This window comes from Mesorhizobium sp. M0208 (assembly GCF_040322015.1).
Classification (GTDB): Bacteria; Pseudomonadota; Alphaproteobacteria; order Rhizobiales; family Rhizobiaceae; genus Mesorhizobium.
In genome coordinates, this window is record NZ_JAMYSP010000013.1 from 24,190 (window position 1) to 40,889 (window position 16,700).

At 61.9% G+C, this 16,700-nt stretch carries 20 protein-coding genes; 19 read left to right on the forward strand and 1 reads right to left on the reverse strand.

Translation table 11 applies throughout. The annotated features are described in order from the left end of the window. Positions 1 to 29: 29 nt before the first annotated feature. The 19 genes from rpsE to NKJ17_RS15225 all read left to right on the forward strand — a co-directional run bounded on the left by rpsE (position 30) and on the right by NKJ17_RS15225 (position 16,296). Positions 30 to 593, forward strand: a complete 564-nt coding sequence (gene rpsE / locus NKJ17_RS15135) for a 30S ribosomal protein S5 (RefSeq protein WP_006333394.1) — start codon at positions 30 to 32, stop codon at positions 591 to 593. A gap of 24 nt (positions 594 to 617) precedes the next feature. Further along, the gene (rpmD, locus tag NKJ17_RS15140) at positions 618 to 815 is read left to right on the forward strand and encodes a 50S ribosomal protein L30 (RefSeq protein ID WP_006205449.1); all 198 of its coding nucleotides are present in this window, start codon (positions 618 to 620) and stop codon (positions 813 to 815) included. 22 nt (positions 816 to 837) lie between these two features. Next, a complete protein-coding gene (gene rplO / locus NKJ17_RS15145) occupies positions 838 to 1,311 on the forward strand; it encodes a 50S ribosomal protein L15 (protein ID WP_352689263.1) in 474 nt (157 codons plus the stop codon). 191 nt (positions 1,312 to 1,502) lie between these two features. Next, positions 1,503 to 2,843, forward strand: coding sequence for a preprotein translocase subunit SecY (gene secY, locus NKJ17_RS15150; RefSeq protein WP_023675130.1), 1,341 nt, complete (start codon positions 1,503 to 1,505; stop codon positions 2,841 to 2,843). Then, positions 2,840 to 3,451, forward strand: a complete 612-nt coding sequence (locus tag NKJ17_RS15155) for an adenylate kinase (protein WP_352507450.1) — start codon at positions 2,840 to 2,842, stop codon at positions 3,449 to 3,451. The genes secY and NKJ17_RS15155 overlap by 4 nt, the downstream gene beginning before the upstream one ends. A 198-nt stretch (positions 3,452 to 3,649) precedes the next feature. Beyond that, on the forward strand, positions 3,650 to 4,018 hold the full coding sequence (gene rpsM / locus NKJ17_RS15160; protein ID WP_006205445.1) for a 30S ribosomal protein S13: 369 nt from the start codon (positions 3,650 to 3,652) through the stop codon (positions 4,016 to 4,018). A 138-nt stretch (positions 4,019 to 4,156) separates the two neighbouring features. Next, positions 4,157 to 4,546 (forward strand): 30S ribosomal protein S11, encoded by a 390-nt coding sequence (rpsK, locus tag NKJ17_RS15165; protein WP_023799279.1) that lies wholly within the window; start codon positions 4,157 to 4,159, stop codon positions 4,544 to 4,546. A gap of 104 nt (positions 4,547 to 4,650) precedes the next feature. Next, the gene (locus NKJ17_RS15170; protein WP_023675128.1) at positions 4,651 to 5,661 is read left to right on the forward strand and encodes a DNA-directed RNA polymerase subunit alpha; all 1,011 of its coding nucleotides are present in this window, start codon (positions 4,651 to 4,653) and stop codon (positions 5,659 to 5,661) included. A 116-nt stretch (positions 5,662 to 5,777) separates the two neighbouring features. Further along, positions 5,778 to 6,209: a 50S ribosomal protein L17 gene (gene rplQ / locus NKJ17_RS15175; RefSeq protein ID WP_023799277.1), complete on the forward strand. Its 432-nt coding sequence runs from the start codon at positions 5,778 to 5,780 to the stop codon at positions 6,207 to 6,209. Between the two features lie 192 nt (positions 6,210 to 6,401). Next, positions 6,402 to 7,889: a DegQ family serine endoprotease gene (locus NKJ17_RS15180; protein ID WP_352507449.1), complete on the forward strand. Its 1,488-nt coding sequence runs from the start codon at positions 6,402 to 6,404 to the stop codon at positions 7,887 to 7,889. A gap of 44 nt (positions 7,890 to 7,933) precedes the next feature. Next, positions 7,934 to 9,244 (forward strand): replication-associated recombination protein A, encoded by a 1,311-nt coding sequence (locus NKJ17_RS15185; protein WP_023675125.1) that lies wholly within the window; start codon positions 7,934 to 7,936, stop codon positions 9,242 to 9,244. 136 nt (positions 9,245 to 9,380) lie between these two features. Further along, a complete protein-coding gene (locus NKJ17_RS15190) occupies positions 9,381 to 10,211 on the forward strand; it encodes an aspartyl/asparaginyl beta-hydroxylase domain-containing protein (protein ID WP_352507448.1) in 831 nt (276 codons plus the stop codon). Positions 10,212 to 10,242: 31 nt separating this feature from the next. Next, positions 10,243 to 10,629 (forward strand): fluoride efflux transporter CrcB, encoded by a 387-nt coding sequence (crcB, locus tag NKJ17_RS15195; protein WP_352507447.1) that lies wholly within the window; start codon positions 10,243 to 10,245, stop codon positions 10,627 to 10,629. Positions 10,630 to 10,739: 110 nt separating this feature from the next. Further along, the gene (crcB, locus tag NKJ17_RS15200) at positions 10,740 to 11,126 is read left to right on the forward strand and encodes a fluoride efflux transporter CrcB (protein ID WP_502896091.1); all 387 of its coding nucleotides are present in this window, start codon (positions 10,740 to 10,742) and stop codon (positions 11,124 to 11,126) included. Beyond that, a complete protein-coding gene (locus NKJ17_RS15205) occupies positions 11,123 to 11,461 on the forward strand; it encodes a DUF190 domain-containing protein (protein WP_254817158.1) in 339 nt (112 codons plus the stop codon). The genes crcB (NKJ17_RS15200) and NKJ17_RS15205 overlap by 4 nt, the downstream gene beginning before the upstream one ends. A 62-nt stretch (positions 11,462 to 11,523) precedes the next feature. After that, complete coding sequence (locus tag NKJ17_RS15210) at positions 11,524 to 12,504, forward strand: RluA family pseudouridine synthase (RefSeq protein ID WP_352507446.1); 981 nt, start codon at positions 11,524 to 11,526, stop codon at positions 12,502 to 12,504. A 68-nt stretch (positions 12,505 to 12,572) separates the two neighbouring features. Next, on the forward strand, positions 12,573 to 13,430 hold the full coding sequence (locus tag NKJ17_RS15215) for a DMT family transporter (protein WP_502896093.1): 858 nt from the start codon (positions 12,573 to 12,575) through the stop codon (positions 13,428 to 13,430). Positions 13,431 to 13,432: 2 nt separating this feature from the next. Then, on the forward strand, positions 13,433 to 14,224 hold the full coding sequence (locus NKJ17_RS15220; protein WP_352507444.1) for an ATP12 family chaperone protein: 792 nt from the start codon (positions 13,433 to 13,435) through the stop codon (positions 14,222 to 14,224). 185 nt (positions 14,225 to 14,409) lie between these two features. After that, positions 14,410 to 16,296 (forward strand): MFS transporter, encoded by a 1,887-nt coding sequence (locus NKJ17_RS15225; protein ID WP_352689265.1) that lies wholly within the window; start codon positions 14,410 to 14,412, stop codon positions 16,294 to 16,296. Between the two features lie 76 nt (positions 16,297 to 16,372). On the opposite strand, the gene NKJ17_RS15230 is transcribed toward NKJ17_RS15225, so the two are convergent. After that, positions 16,373 to 16,567 (reverse strand): DUF2735 domain-containing protein, encoded by a 195-nt coding sequence (locus NKJ17_RS15230; protein WP_352507442.1) that lies wholly within the window; start codon positions 16,565 to 16,567, stop codon positions 16,373 to 16,375. Positions 16,568 to 16,700: the final 133 nt, after the last annotated feature.

A 16,700-nucleotide genomic window follows, 5' to 3' on the forward strand; every position in this document is an offset into this window, starting at 1 on the left:
TGCTTCCGGAAAAAAACAAGGAACAGGATATGGCACAGGAACGTAGGGATGGCGGCCGCGGCCGTGATCGCGAAGAACGCGACGACGGCATGGTCGACAAGCTCGTCCACATCAACCGTGTCGCCAAGGTCGTCAAGGGCGGCCGGCGCTTCGGCTTTGCAGCACTCGTTGTCGTCGGCGACCAGAAGGGCCGCGTCGGCTTCGGCCACGGCAAGGCGCGCGAAGTGCCTGAGGCGATCCGCAAGGCGACCGAATCGGCCAAGCGCGACATGATCTTCGTGCCGTTGCGCTCGGGCCGCACGCTGCACCATGACGTCGAGGGACGCTGGGGCGCGGGACGTGTCCTGCTGCGCGCCGCCAAGCAAGGTACCGGCATCATCGCCGGCGGCCCGATGCGCGCCGTTTTCGAGACGCTCGGCATGCATGACGTGGTCGCCAAGTCGATGGGTTCTTCGAACCCCTACAACATGGTTCGCGCCACTTTCGACGCGCTGAAGAGCCAGATGCATCCGAAGGATGTGGCTGCCGCGCGCGGCATCAAGTATTCGACCCTTCAGGCCCGCCGCGGCACCGCCGTTGCGGCTGAAGAATAGTCGACGCTGACCAGGGATCTGACCATGGCCAAGAAAGCAACCAAGACCATCACCGTCGAGCAGATCGGTTCGCCGATCCGCCGGCCGAAGGAGCAGCGCGCAACGCTGGTCGGCCTCGGCCTCAACAAGATGCACAAGCAGCGCACGCTGGAGGATACGCCCTCGGTGCGCGGCATGATCGCTGCCGTCCAGCATCTCGTCCGCGTCGTGGACGAGGGCTGAGCCAGAGCGCAGGAGAACCCAGATGAAACTCAATGATCTGCGTGACAAGGACGGCGCGACGCACTCCAAGAAGCGTCTCGGCCGTGGCATCGGTTCCGGTTCAGGCAAGACCGCCGGTCGCGGCGTTAAGGGCCAGAAGGCGCGCTCTGGTGTCGCCGTCAACGGCTTCGAGGGTGGCCAGATGCCGCTCTACCGGCGTCTGCCGAAGCGCGGCTTCAACAATATCTTCGCCAAGAGCTTCACCGTCGTGTCGCTGGCCCGCATCCAGGCGGCGCTCGATGCCAAGAAGCTTGACGCTAAGACAGTTGTGACGGCCGAGACGCTGGTTGCGGCCGGCGTCATTCGTCGCGTCAAGGACGGCGTGCGCATCCTTTCGGACGGCGACATCAAGGCCAAGCTTGCCTTCGACGTGGCCGGAGCCTCTAAGGCCGCGATCGAGAAGATCGAAAAGGCCGGCGGCTCGGTGAAACTGCCTGAGCAGGCAGCCGCCGAGTAACGGCAATTTGAAGCACGTTCGGCAAAGGTAGAATTCGGTTTTGCCTGCGGTCGTGCTTTGATCCGACGGATGTGGCGGCCGCATCAACGCGGCCGCTTGCATGTTTGCAGTCCGGAGCTTATCTCGTGAGCTTCGGTGACACGCGCCGCCTGAGCTGCGGGCATCGAGCGTGACCAAGCGGAGAATCAGGCATGGCTTCGGCTGCTGAACAACTAGCCTCGAATCTGAATTTTTCGGCCTTCGCCAAAGCCGAGGATTTGAAGAAGCGCATCTGGTTCACCATCGGCGCGCTGCTCGTCTATCGTCTTGGCACCTATATCCCGCTGCCCGGCATCAATCCCGACGCTTTCGCCCAGGCTTTCTCGTCGCAGAGCAAGGGCGTGCTCGGCATGTTCAACATGTTCGCCGGCGGCGCCGTGCAGCGCATGGCGATCTTTGCCCTTGGCATTATGCCCTATATCTCCGCTTCCATCATTATGCAGCTGATGACCTCGGTCATTCCGTCGCTGGAAGCGCTGAAGAAGGAAGGCGAGCAGGGCCGCAAGATCATCAACCAGTACACGCGCTACGGCACAGTCCTTCTGGCGCTGGTCCAGGCGTACGGCATTTCGGTCGGCCTTGAGGGCGGCAACGGCATCGTCAACGATCCCGGCATGTTCTTCCGCATCTCTACCGTCGTCACGCTGGTCGGCGGCACCATGTTCCTGATGTGGCTTGGCGAGCAGATCACCGCCCGCGGCATCGGCAACGGCATTTCGCTGATCATCTTCTCCGGCATCGTCGCCGGCCTGCCGCGCGCCATCTCCGGCACGCTGGAGCTTGGCCGCACCGGCGCCTTGTCGACCGGCCTGATCCTGGCGATCATCGTGCTCGCCATCATCGTCATCGCGCTGATCGTCTTCTTCGAGCGCGCCCAGCGCCGCCTGCTGATCCAGTATCCCAAGCGCCAGGTTGGCAATCGCATGTTCCAGGGCGATACCTCGCATCTGCCGCTGAAGCTCAACACGTCCGGCGTCATTCCGCCGATCTTCGCCTCGTCGCTGCTGCTACTGCCTGCGACCGTCGCCGGCTTCTCGCAGACCACCAATATGCCTGCATGGGCTAGCACCATCCTGGCGGCGCTCGGCCACGGCCAACCGCTCTATATGGCCTTCTACGCGGCGATGATCGTGTTCTTCGCCTTCTTCTATACGGCGATCGTCTTCAATCCGAAGGACACCGCCGACCAGCTCAAGAAGCATTCGGGCTTCATCCCGGGCTATCGTCCGGGCGAGCGCACTGCGGACTATATCGACTATGTGCTCACCCGCATCACCGTCGTCGGCGCCATTTATCTGGTGCTGGTGTGTCTGTTGCCCGAGTTCCTGATTTCAGCGACTGGCGTACCGTTCTACCTTGGTGGCACTTCGCTCCTGATCGTGGTCAGTGTAACGCTCGATACGGTGGCGCAGATTCAGGGTCACCTGATCGCGCACCAGTATGAGGGCCTGATCAAGAAGTCGAAGTTGCGCGGGGGGAAAAAGGCCAGATGAGGTTGATATTGCTTGGACCGCCGGGGGCGGGCAAGGGGACACAAGCACTGAGACTGGTAGAACGACACGGCATCCCACAGCTTTCCACGGGGGACATGCTGCGTGCTGCTGTTCAGGCCGGCACCGAAGTCGGCAAGCGCGCCAAGGCGGTGATGGACGCTGGCGAACTGGTGTCCGACGCTATCGTCAATGCCATCGTGGCCGAGCGCATCGATCAAGCTGATTGCGCAAACGGTTTCATCCTTGACGGGTATCCCCGAACTCTGGTGCAAGCGGACGCCGTTGAGGAAATGCTGTCGGATCGCGGACTGGAGCTAGACGCGGTCATCGAATTTGTCGTCGACGACAAGGCGCTGGTTGGCCGAATCGTCAAGCGCGCCGAAGAAGCCAAGGCCGCAGGCCTGCCGGTGCGCAAGGACGACAGTCCAGCGGTGTTCGAAGAACGCTTGAGGGAATATTACAAGAAAACCTCGCCGCTGATCGGCTACTACTATGCCAAGGGCAAACTCAAGGGCGTCGATGGCATGGCCGACATCGATGCGGTGACGCAGCAGATCGAGGCGGTGCTCAGGGCGACGACCCGGCAGGTTGGCCGAGCGGCCGGCTAGAGAATCGAACGATTGCGCTTGACTGGAGCGGCCCGCTGGGGTATGGCGGCCCGTCTTCCTATCAGGCATGAGGCTTGCTTGTCCGCAAGGGCAAGGCAGGCCGCTTTGAACTGGAAACTCCCGCAAGGGCCGGCCTCCACCGGACGCGGGGCAACTTGAAGCGCCGGCTCGCCCGGCCTACATGGAGAAGAGAAGAACATGGCTCGTATAGCCGGCGTCAACATTCCGACCAACAAGCGCGTCGTCATCGCGCTTCAATACATTCACGGCATTGGCAAGAAGTTCGCCCAGGAGATCGTCGACAAGGTCGGCATCCCGGCCGAGCGTCGCGTCAACCAGCTGACCGACGCGGAAGTGCTGCAGATCCGCGAGACCATCGACCGCGACTATCAGGTCGAGGGCGATCTGCGCCGCGAAGTGTCAATGAACATCAAGCGACTCATGGACCTCGGCTGCTACCGCGGTCTGCGTCACCGCCGCTCGCTGCCGGTTCGTGGTCAGCGCACACATACCAATGCGCGCACCCGCAAGGGGCCGGCCAAGTCGATTGCCGGAAAGAAGAAGTAATTTAGGGCAGTAAGGAGTAGGGCAGTAAGGCACTAGGAACGGCAGACATACTGCCCTACTGCCATATTCCCCTACTGCCTTCTCCCTGGTGGAGCCGCTGGCATTACGGCGGTGTAGAGATCAACTGAAAGGACCATCATGGCCAAGGAAGCCACTCGTGTTCGCCGTCGCGAACGCAAGAACATCTCGTCGGGCGTTGCCCACGTTAATTCGACCTTCAACAACACGATGATCACCATTACCGACGCGCAGGGTAACTCGATTGCCTGGTCGTCGGCTGGAGCCCAGGGCTTCAAGGGATCGCGCAAGTCGACCCCGTTCGCTGCCCAGATGGCCGCCGAAGATGTTGCCAAGAAGGCCCAGGAACACGGCATGCGTATGCTGGAGGTCGAGGTCTGTGGACCCGGCTCCGGTCGTGAATCGGCGCTGCGCGCGCTGCAGGCCGCCGGCTTCACCATCACCTCGATCCGTGATGTGACGCCGATCCCGCATAATGGTTGCCGCCCGCGCAAGAAGCGCCGCGTTTAAAGAATTTACCGAACGCCGCGCGAGCGCCTCAAGGGCGCTCCTCCACGGTATTCCAGGTCGCCCGCCACGATTGGATGGTGGCGGGACAACGGAAGGAAAGCACTATGATCCAGAAAAATTGGCAAGAACTGATAAAGCCGAACAAGATCGAGTTCTCGTCGAAGAAGAAGACGCTGACCACGCTCGTCGCCGAGCCGCTCGAGCGCGGCTTCGGCCTCACCCTCGGCAACGCGCTGCGCCGCGTGCTTCTATCTTCGCTGCGTGGCGCGGCTGTGACCGCCGTGCAGATCGACGGCGTTCTGCATGAATTCTCGTCCATCGCCGGCGTGCGCGAGGACGTGACCGACATCGTCTTGAACATCAAGGAAATCGCCATCCGTATGGAAGGCGACGGCCCCAAGCGCATGGTCGTACGCAAGCAGGGACCGGGTGCGGTTCTCGCCGGCGACATCCAGACCGTTGGCGACGTCGAGATACTCAATCCCGACCACGTCATCTGCACGCTGGACGAGGGCGCTGAAATCCGCATGGAATTCACCGTCGACACCGGCAAGGGCTATGTGCCGGCCGACCGCAACCGCGCCGAGGACGCGCCGATCGGGCTGATCCCCGTCGACAGCCTGTATTCGCCGGTCAAAAAGGTCTCCTACAAGGTCGAGAACACCCGCGAGGGCCAGGTTCTCGACTATGACAAGCTGACCATGACCATCGAGACCGATGGTTCGATCTCGGGCGAGGACGCAGTGGCCTTCGCCGCTCGCATCCTGCAGGACCAGCTCGGCCTGTTCGTCAATTTCGACGAGCCGCAGAAGGAAGTCGCCGCCGAACAGGTTACCGAGCTTGCCTTCAACCCGGCGCTGCTCAAGAAGGTCGACGAGCTCGAGCTTTCGGTGCGTTCGGCCAACTGCCTGAAGAACGACAACATCGTCTATATCGGCGACCTGATCCAGAAGACCGAAGCCGAGATGCTGCGCACCCCGAACTTCGGCCGCAAGTCGCTGAACGAGATCAAGGAGGTCTTGGCGGCGATGGGCCTGCATCTCGGCATGGAAGTGCCGGACTGGCCGCCGGAAAACATCGAAGACCTCGCCAAGCGTTACGAAGATCAATATTAAGCATGATCCCGAACCGAAGGTCAGCGCAGCAAAAAGTTGCAGACTTTTCGGACAAGATCATGCGGCTAACCAACTGGGGCTCAGGCCTCTTGAAACCGCAATGAAGGAGAAGAGCCATGCGCCACGGATTTAAAGGCCGCCGGTTCGCCCGCAGCATAAGCCATCGCAAGTCGATGTTTGCCAACCTTGCCGTGTCGCTTATCGAGCACGAGCAGATCCTCACCACGCTGCCGAAGGCGAAGGATTTGCGTCCGATCGTCGAGAAGCTGGTGACGCTCGGCAAGCGCGGCGACCTGCACGCCCGCCGCCAGGTTATTGCCCAGATCGGCAATGAAGGCGTCGTCAAGCGCCTGTTCGATACCATCGCGCCACGTTATGCCACCCGCAACGGCGGCTATCTGCGCATCATGAAGGCCGGCTTCCGCCACGGTGATAACGCGGCAATGGCGGTCATCGAGTTCGTCGACCGCGACACCTCGGCCAAGGGCGCCGGCGACCGTGCCCGCATCGAGGCCGAAGGCACCGACGAGGAAGCCGCAGCCGCATAAGGCTCGGCTTTCCTGAGAAGTTCAAAAGGGGCCTTCGGGCCCCTTTTTCTGTTTCCGAAGGTACCGGGCAGGGCTAGCAGGGGTTTTGTCACCGGTTTTTGCGGCGACTACCAAAATAATCGGATTTCAGCGGCTTAGCCTTTCATTTTGCACAATCGTCAGGACAATGGCGCCCGACTTGGAGGATTCGGAATGCGCGTTAAACGGCTGTCCATTGTTCTGATCTGCGCCTTGATGGCGTTGGCCGTCGTGCCTGCGGCCAGGCACGCGCTGGCGGAGGAGACCAAGCCAGATCCTGGTCTGTCCGACGTGCTGACCGATCTGTTGCATGGCGTCGAAGGCGAAAACGCCACCTCCGGCCCCGACAAGCGCGTGCCCTTCGGCCGCGAGGAGGTGCAGCTGTCCTTTGCGCCGCTGGTCAAGCAGACGGCGCCGGCTGTAGTCAATGTCTACGCCTCGCAGACCGCCAAGGTGGCGTCACCCTTCGACGGCGATCCGTTTTTCGAGGAGTTCTTCGGCCGCTCGCAGCCGCGCGCGCAGTCGTCGCTCGGTTCGGGGGTACTGGTCGATCCGACCGGCGTCGTGGTCACCAATTTCCATGTCGTCAAGGACGCCGACCAGGTCAAGGTCGCGACCGCCGACGGGCGCGAATTCGACAGTAAGGTGCTGCTCAAGGATGAGACGCTCGACCTCGCCGTGCTCAAGATTTCTTCTGACAAGCCGTTCCCGGTGATCGCCATCGGCGATTCCGACGCGCTCGAGGTCGGCGACCTGGTGTTGGCGATCGGCAATCCGTTCGGGGTCGGCCAGACCACCACCAGCGGCATCATTTCGGCGGTGGCGCGCAGCCATATCGGCATCTCCGATTCCAGCTTCTTCATCCAGACCGATGCCGCCATCAACCCCGGCAATTCCGGTGGCGCGCTGGTCAACATGGGAGGGCAGCTGATCGGCATCAACACCGCGATCTATAGCCGTAGCGGCGGCTCGATCGGCATCGGCTTTGCCATCCCTTCGAACATGGTCCGCGCCTTCGCCGATGCGGCCAAGGCCGGGCTCGACTTCTTCGAGCGGCCGTATGCCGGTGCCGAGTTCGAGGCGGTGACGCCGCAGATTGCGGAATCGCTCGGCATGGACAAACCGACCGGTGCGCTGGTTTCTTCGGTCGAAGAGGCGGGACCCGCGGCCAAGGCAGGGCTCAAGCCTGGCGACGTAGTGCTGTCGCTCAACGGCAAGCCGGTCGAGAGCGTCGGGGCGCTGGACTACCGGATGGCGACGCTGTCGATTGGTACGAATGCCAGCTTCGGCGTTCTGAGCAAGGGTCAGCAAGCGACGATGGACATCGCTCTGGAACGACCGCCCGAAGGCGCCAAAGCTGCGGAACTCACATTGCGCGGCCGCAGCCCCTTTTCCGGCGCCAAGGTTGCTGAACTGTCGCCACGGCTTGCCCAACGGCTCGGTCTGCGCACCGATGTCAAAGGCGTAACCGTGGTCGACATCAACCGCGATTCGCCCGCTGCCGATTTTGGATTCCAGCCGGGCGACATCGTGCGTGAGGTCAATGGCCTGACGATCGACAAGGCGGCGACCCTGGAACAGGTAGCCCAGCAGGATACGCGCTGGTGGCGCTTTACCGTCGAGCGCGGCGGGCAGATACTGCGCCAGGTGTTGCGTTACTGAGCCCGACCGTCAGCATGATCGGGCTCCAGGCAAGAAGAAGTTGCATGGCCGATCTGTTCAGTGTCGATGAACCGGAAAAGACGCCGCCCGGCAGGCCGCTGGCCGACCGTTTGCGCCCAAAGAACCTCGGCGAGGTCGTCGGCCAGGAGCATCTGACCGGACCCGACGGCGCGCTGACGCGGCTGATCGGCTCCGGCTCGCTCGGCTCGATGATCTTCTGGGGCCCGCCCGGCACCGGCAAGACCACGGTCGCACGGCTGCTTGCCGGCGAGACAAGCCTCGCCTTCGAACAGATCTCGGCCGTGTTTTCCGGCGTTGCCGACCTGAAGAAAGTGTTCGAGGCAGCGAAGCTGCGCCGCTCGAACGGCCGCCAGACGCTGCTGTTCGTCGACGAGATCCACCGTTTCAACCGCGCCCAGCAGGACAGTTTTCTGCCCGTGATGGAAGACGGCACCGTCGTGCTGGTCGGCGCCACCACCGAGAACCCGTCCTTCGAGCTTAACGCCGCGCTTTTGTCGCGCGCGCGCGTGCTGGTCTTTCATTCGCTCGGCGAAGACAGCATCGCCAAGTTGCTGGCGCGGGCCGAGGAGGCAGAGGGCAGGGCGCTGCCGCTCGATGAAGACGCGCGTGCGATGCTCATCCGCATGAGCGACGGCGACGGCCGCGCGGCGCTGACGCTCGCCGAAGAGGTCTGGCGCGCAGCGAAATCAAAGGAGGTGTTCGGCGCCGAAGCTCTGCAGCGCATCGTCCAGCGCCGCGCGCCGATCTACGACAAAGGCCAGGACGGCCATTACAATTTGATCTCCGCGTTGCACAAATCGGTGCGCGGCTCCGACCCCGACGCGGCACTCTACTATCTGGCCCGCATGTTCGACGCCGGCGAAGATCCGCTTTATCTCGGGCGCCGGTTGGTGCGCATGGCGATGGAGGATATCGGGCTGGCCGACCCGCAGGCGCTCGTCGTCGCTAACGCCGCCAAGGACGCCTACGACTATCTGGGCTCGCCCGAGGGCGAACTGGCCTTCGCCGAGGCGACCGTCTATCTCGCCACCGCGCCGAAATCCAATGCAGTCTATACCGCGTTCAAGGCCGCCACACAGGCGGCGAAGGAATTCGGTTCGCTGCTGCCGCCCAAGCACATTCTCAATGCGCCGACCAAGCTGATGAAACAGGAAGATTACGGCGCCGGCTATCGCTACGACCACGACGAACCCGACGCTTTTTCCGGCCAGGACTATTTTCCGGAGAAGATGGGAAGGCAGACATTCTACGACCCGCCCGAGCGCGGCTTCGAGCGCGATATCAGGAAGCGGCTGGACTATTGGGCGAAGCTGCGCAGCGAGCGGGAAAAATAGCTGCCAGTCGCACAGTGGCGTGATCGCCGTTGTCTGGCGTGACAAAAAACCCTATCAAGATGCGCCTTCGGCCGGCGGACAGGCCAGAAACGTACCGACGATATTCAGAACGGAATCGCGCCTGGCGCGTGGAAAAATGACGAAAAAATCTCGCAAGACCCTTCGGAAGTTCGCCATAGCGATCCCGCTGCTGGCGCTCGGCTTTTATTTCATTCCCATCCTGATGACAATTTTCATTGTCCTCGGTCTGATCGACGTGTTGCGCAACGACAACAAGAACTGGGCCCTGTTCAGTGGTTATTTCCTCGGCAACGGCATCTTCACCTGGCTGCTTTCGCCCTTCAATCTGCTGGTCGATCTGCTGTGCTACAGAAACCGGGGTGTCTGGAAACTGGACCAGTTTCCTCCGGACTATCAACGCGAGGTCAACGAGGTCCTGGACGTATTCAAGGAGCGCAAGGACGAGATCATCGCCGATATCGACGCCAATTTCGGCAGCGGCCGGCGCGGCATGTATGTCTATCAGTGGTATGGCAAGCACAAAATAGACAACGTTGCCGAATTCAACAAGGATTTCAAATATATCAAGACGATTGCCGTTTCTGTTTTCAGCGGCAGGGAATCGACTTCCTGGCACTTTGGCCCGCTCCGGCTCAGCCTGCGCATTCTCTACAACCTCATCCCGGTGAAATCGGAAGTGTTCGTCGAGTGCGGCAACGCCAAGAACTACTGGCACGAGAACCCGCTGTTCATCTTCGATGACACACTGCTGCATCGCTCGGTCAACCAGTATGACGGGCGCCGCTACTGTGTGTTCATGGACATCATTCGCCCGTCGCCGTTTCCCGGTCTGATCTCGACACTCCTGGCCATCGTTTCGGTCAGCGTCGAGCGCATCAATGCCATGTTCTACAAGAACTGGAAGATGATCGCCTCCAGCAAGCCGAAGAAGGCCGGAGCCGCCTGACACCGTGGTGTGACCGGCGTGAGGAAGCACGATGTATCATCTTTTGCTTGTCTGCCTTGGTGGCGCGATCGGCGCAATGGCCCGCTTCTTCTTGTCCGGCTTCGTCGCCCGCCGGGTTGGCGAGACCTTTCCCTGGGGCACGATGGTGGTCAACGTCTCGGGAGCGTTTGCAATCGGTGTCGTTGCGCATGCGGTGACGCGCGACGGCATGCCCGCCATCTGGGCCTTTGCCGTCACCGGCGGCCTCGGTTGCTACACTACGGTCTCTTCCTTCAGCCTGCAGACGCTGGCACTGGCGCGCGAGGGCGAATGGCTGCGCGCCGGCGGAAATGTGCTGCTTTCGGTTTTCCTGAGCCTCGGCGGCGTGACGCTGGGCTTTGCCGCGGGAAGTCTTCTGATTGGCAGCGGGGCGCCGTGAGCGGCCCGCGGAAGCTCCGCCACAACGGGACGGACACTGCCGCGGCCGGGCATGGCGGACGCCTCATTGGTTGGCGCAGAACCTCCGAAGCGGTTCGGCTCTATGCGACCGTGGCCGCAGGCAGCATGATCGGCGGTGTGCTGCGGGCGCTTGCCTCATCGACGAGCACTGCCCTGTGGGGCGCTGGATTTCCCTTCGGCACACTCCTCGTCAACATTGTCGGCTCATTCCTCATCGGCTTCTACACGACATTGACGGGACCGGATGGTCGTGTCTTCGCCGGTCCGCTGCAGCGCCAGTTCTTCATGGCCGGCTTCTGTGGCGGCCTGACGACCTTCTCGGCCTTCAGCCTTGAAACGCTCACCCTCGCGCAAGGCGGGAGGTTTCTGGCGGCTGGACTCAATATCGCGATCTCCGTGGTGGCCTGGCTTGCCGCCGTCTGGCTCGGCCACATCTTTGCAGTTCGCCTCAACCGGCTGAGAGGGTCCAGGCAATGAAGATACCAACACAGGCACAATTGCTGCGCATATTTATCGGCGAAAACGACAAGGCAGATGGCCGTCCGCTGTATGAGGTTATCGTGCTGAGGGCCCGCGAAATGCAGATCGCCGGCGCGACAGTCCTGCGCGGCGCGATGGGGTTCGGCCATTCCAGCCGGCTTCACACCACGAAGATCCTCCGCCTATCGGAGGATCTGCCCCTCGTCATCGAGATCGTCGATGACGAGGAAAAATTGGCCGCTTTCCTGCCCGTTCTTGAAACAATCATGACAAGTGGTTTGATTACGCTGGAGAAAGTTCAGGTTCTGCAATATGGAACCGACAACGAATAACCGAGTGAGATTGCGGGTGCCGGCGAATGCCGTTGCATGCCTGCAAAACGGCGATTGGAATCATGGCAGGCGTTGAACAGATCACAGTGGACGCCGGTGAGGCGGGCATGCGGCTCGACCGCTGGTTCAAGAGCCATTTCCCCGGTCTCGGTTTTGGTCATCTGCAGAAGCTGCTGCGTTCCGGCCAGATCCGCGTCGACGGCGGCAGGGTGAAGGCCGATACCCGCGTCGAAGCCGGCCAAACGGTGCGTGTGCCGCCGCTCGAAGTCGACAAGAAAGGCGAAAGCCCGCTGACCGGCCATTCGATACGCAACCAGGGCGACGCCGATGTCCTGGCCAAGATGCTGATCCATGAGGACCCGAAGGTCTTCGTCTTCAACAAGCCGGCCGGCCTGGCGGTGCAAGGCGGCTCCGGGGTCACCCGCAATGTCGACGACATGCTGGAAGCCTGGCGCAACCAGAAGGGCGAGAAGCCACGTCTGGTGCACCGGCTCGACCGCGACACGTCGGGTGTTCTGGTTGTCGCCCGTACAAGGCTCGCCGCCATGAAGCTCGCCGAAGCGTTCCGGGCGCGTGAGACGAAGAAAACCTACTGGGCGCTGGTCAAGGGTGTGCCGCCGAAGCGCGAGGACAAGATCTCGACCTGGTTGATCAAGGAACCGACGCCCGACGGCGATCGCGTGCGCATCGCCAAGCATGGCGAAAAGGGCGCCGACCACGCCGTGTCCTACTACCGTGTCATCGAGCAGGCTGCACAGACGATGACCTGGCTGGAGATGGAGCCGTATACCGGCCGCACCCACCAGCTTCGTGTCCATGCCGCGCATATCGGCTGCCCGATCATCGGTGACCCCAAATATTTCGAGGCCGACACCAATTGGGATTTTCCCGGCGGCATGCAGAACCGTCTGCATCTGCACGCCCGCCGCATCGTCATCCCGCATCCCGATAAGGGGTTTGTCGACGTCACCGCGCCGATGCCGCCGCACATGCGCCAGAGCTGGAACCTGATCGGCTTCGACGACGCCAGTGCGGAGGACTAGGGCCGGTGGGCGTCGCCACAGATACGCTCGACCGCCGTGACGCGGTCGATCTGGCGGCCTCCGCCATCATGGTTGGGCTGACTTTTTCCTGGGGGCTGAACTACGTCGCCGCCAAGATCTCCTATGCCGGCTACGATGCCGTTTTCCTGTCGATCGCCCGCTCGGTGATCGGCGGCCTGTGTGTTTTCGGCTGGTGCCGCTGGCGCGGCATCGCGCTGTTCACGCCCGACAAGACCCTCGTCGCCGGCATTCTGGCAGGCGCGCTTTTCGGTCTCGAGTTCCTGTTTCTGTATGTCGGGCTCGAACACACCACCGTCGTGCGCAACACCTTGCTGGTCAACACCATGCCGTTCTGGATGCTGGTCGGCGGCCATTTCCTGCTGGGTGAAAGCATCACGGCACGCAAGCTCGTTGGTCTTCTGCTCGCTTTCGCCGGACTGGTCGCGGTGTTTTCCGACAAACTGAGCGCCAATGGCGGCGCAACATTGAGCGGCGATTTGCTCAGTCTCGGCGCCGGCATTCTGTGGGCCGTGACCAATATCGTCATCAAGCGGTCGAAGCTGGTGACGGCCAGCGCCGAAAAGCTGCTGCTCTATCAGCTGGCCGGGGCCGCCGTCGTCGGGATTTTGGTGATGCCTTTTGCCGGCCCGCCAGTCCGCAGCTTTGCCGTTCTGCCGACCTTGGCTCTGTTGTTCCAGGCCGTCTACGTCGTCGCCTTCACCTATGTTCTGTGGTTCTGGCTGCTCCGGCGCTACCCTGCATCTGGACTGTCGAGCTTCACCTTCCTGTCGCCGGTGTTCGGTGTGCTCTGCGGCGCCGTCTTCTTGAACGAGCCGTTGACCGTTCGTATCTTCCTGGCACTCGGCCTCATCGCCGCCGGTCTTATCATCGTCAACCGGCCGGCCCGAAAACAAGCCCCCGGATGAGCATGCGCGACATATTGAACGACCTCGAAGCGGGAAAGCAGCTCTCCGATCCGGACCCGGTGCGTCGCGCCCAGATCCAGATGAAGACGCAACTGCCGAAGCGCTTCTACAAGACGGTCGCGGTAGCACCGGTCGAAGACGGTTTTGCGGTCCATCTCGATGGCAAGCCCGTCCGCACGCCGGCCAAGGCGCTGCTGGCGCTGCCGACCGAAAAGGCGGCTGCTCTCGTCGCCGAGGAATTCGCCGCACAGGAGGAGACCATCGACCCGGTGACGATGCCGGTGATGCGTCTGGTCAATACGGCAATCGATGGCGTCGCCTGTGATCCCCAGGCGGTGCTGGAGGACGTCCTGCGCTTCGCCTCATCCGATCTGCTCTGCTACCGCGCCGATGCGCCCCAAGGACTAGTCGACCGGCAGAACGAGCATTGGGACCCGGTCATCGACTGGGTGCGCAGCGCACTCGGCGCCCGGTTCCATCTCGCCGAAGGCGTGATCCATGTCGAACAGCCGCGCGAGAGTATCGCGCTGCTCGGCCAGCATCTTGCCCAACGTGCCGATCCGCTGCGCCTTGCCGCCATCCACGTCATGACCTCGCTGACCGGATCGGCGCTGCTGGCGCTCGCCGTCGACTTCGGCGAGCTCGACGGCGAGGCGGCCTGGGCTGCCGGTCATGTCGACGAGGACTGGCAGGCTGAGCAATGGGGCCATGATGCAGAGGCGCTCGCGCGCCGCGCTGCCCGCAAGCGCGACATGATGGCCGCAGTCAAGCTGCTCGAAGCTCTCAAAGGCTGACGGCACCGCCCGCTATTTCGCACTGCACATTAGACCAAAGTCATAATCCCAAAGGCGGTCTGCCTCTGGGCACTGCTTTCTGTCATTTTTTGCACCGGTGGCTGCACTGAGTCTGCGTTGCGAGGAAACGCGGACGATGACGCGCAGCATCGAGGGCTGACGGAATCACACGGGAGGATACGCTCATGGCAATGGCATCGACCGCCGGCAAAACAAGCCGCGGCATGACACGCGAGGAGAAGAAGGTCATCTTCGCTTCTTCGCTCGGCACCGTTTTCGAATGGTACGATTTTTATCTCTACGGCTCGCTGGCCGCCTTCATCGGCGCCACCTTCTTCTCGTCGGCGCCGGAAGCGACACGCAACATCTTCGCCCTGCTCGCCTTCGCGGCCGGTTTCCTGGTGCGCCCGTTTGGCGCCCTGCTGTTCGGCCGCATCGGTGATCTCGTCGGCCGTAAATATACCTTCCTCGTCACCATGACGATCATGGGCCTGTCGACCTTCCTGGTCGGCCTTCTGCCCGGATATGCGAGCTGGGGCATCGCCGCGCCGGTGATCCTGATCATCCTGCGCATGCTGCAGGGCCTGGCGCTCGGCGGCGAATATGGTGGCGCCGCGACCTATGTCGCCGAACATGCGCCCGACGACCGCCGCGGCTACTACACGTCATGGATCCAGACGACGGCGACGCTCGGCCTGTTCCTGTCGCTGATCGTCATCCTGATCGTGCAGGCCTCGATGAGCAAGGAAACTTATGCCGCCTGGGGTTGGCGCGTTCCTTTCCTGGTCTCCTTCCTGCTGCTCGGCATCTCGCTCTGGATCCGGCTGTCGCTCTCCGAATCGCCGACCTTCCAGCGCATGAAGGACGAAGGCAAAGGCTCCAAGGCACCATTGACGGAAGCCTTCGGCCAGTGGAAGAACGCAAAAATCGCGCTGCTGGCGCTACTCGGCCTTACCGCCGGTCAGGCCGTGGTCTGGTACAACGGCCAGTTCTATGCGCTGTTCTTCCTGCAGAACGTGCTCAAGGTCGAGGCGCAATCGGTCAACATCATGATCGCCATTGCGCTGGCGATCGGCTCGATCTTCTTCGTCGTGTTCGGCTGGCTTTCCGACAAGATCGGCCGCAAGCCGATCATCATGGCCGGCCTTGCACTGGCAATCGTCTGCACCTTCCCATTGTTCAGGGCGCTGACCTGGGCAGCCAATCCGGCGCTCGCCACCGCGCAGCAGAACACACGCGCGACGGTGACCGCGGCACCGGGGGACTGCAAGTTCCAGTTCAATCCGGTGGGCACTGCAAAGTTCACGACCTCGTGCGATATCGCCACCTCGTTCCTGACCAAGAACTCGGTGCCGTACGACGTGGTATCGACTGCGGCGCCCGGTACAGCCGCGTCGGTCAAAATCGGCAACGAGACGGTTGAGTCTTATGACGCCACTGCCGCCGGCGATCAGGCCAAGGCCAAGGATGCCGCTTTCGCCAAGGCGGTCTACACGGCACTTCGGGATGGCGGCTACCCGCTGAAGCGGGCAGCCGCCAAGGTGCCGGACCAGAAGCTCGAGGCCTTCATTGCGGCCAATCCTGAGCTGAAGCTCGATGCCGCGGCAATCCGCGCCGGCGACAAGGCCACCGTTCCGACTGACCAGGCGATCAAGGACAAGCTGCTGACTGCCGACGAGGCTGCGGGAGCCCCCGAGGTCACCGTCTATACCGTGCCGGGCGGCGGTCCCTTCGCCATGTTTGCCGACCCTGCAGCGGTCAACTGGCCGATGACGATCGCCATCCTGCTCATCCTCGTGATCTTCGTCACGATGGTCTACGGGCCGATCGCCGCGATCCTGGTCGAGATGTTCCCGACCCGCATCCGCTACACCGGCATGTCGCTGCCCTATCACATCGGCAATGGCTGGTTCGGCGGGCTGCTGCCGGCCACGGTGTTCGCGCTTAGCGCCTACAAGGGCGATATCTACTATGGTCTCTGGTACCCGGTGGTGATCGCGGCGATGTCGCTGATCATAGGCATGATCTTTATCAGGGATACGCTCGGAACGGACCTGCACACCAAACAGTAGCCGGCCCGTCCCGGTTCAAAGCAAAGCCCGGCGCGAGCGATCGCGCCGGGCTTTTTCAATTTATCGAGTGCAGGGCTTAGCTCTTCCGATCCTGTTTCGCTTCCTCGATCGCTGCCTCATGATACCAGGCACTTCCGAAATCCGTTCGGTTGCGCAAAGAAGCAAGTTCTGCCGCGAACTTAGCCTTTCCGCTTAAATTTGAGGCAGAGGCGCGCGCTGCCACCGGGAACATCAGGATTTTGGCCGACTGACGAGTGGAAATGATTTCCATTGTCGGTTTCCTTTCTTCGACAGAACCTTGCCGATTCAACCTTTGCCCAACATAGGTTCAGCAATCGAATTAGGCAACATGATTACGAAAAGATCAGTACTTGCATATTATTTGTGCAAAATGTGCTTGTGGA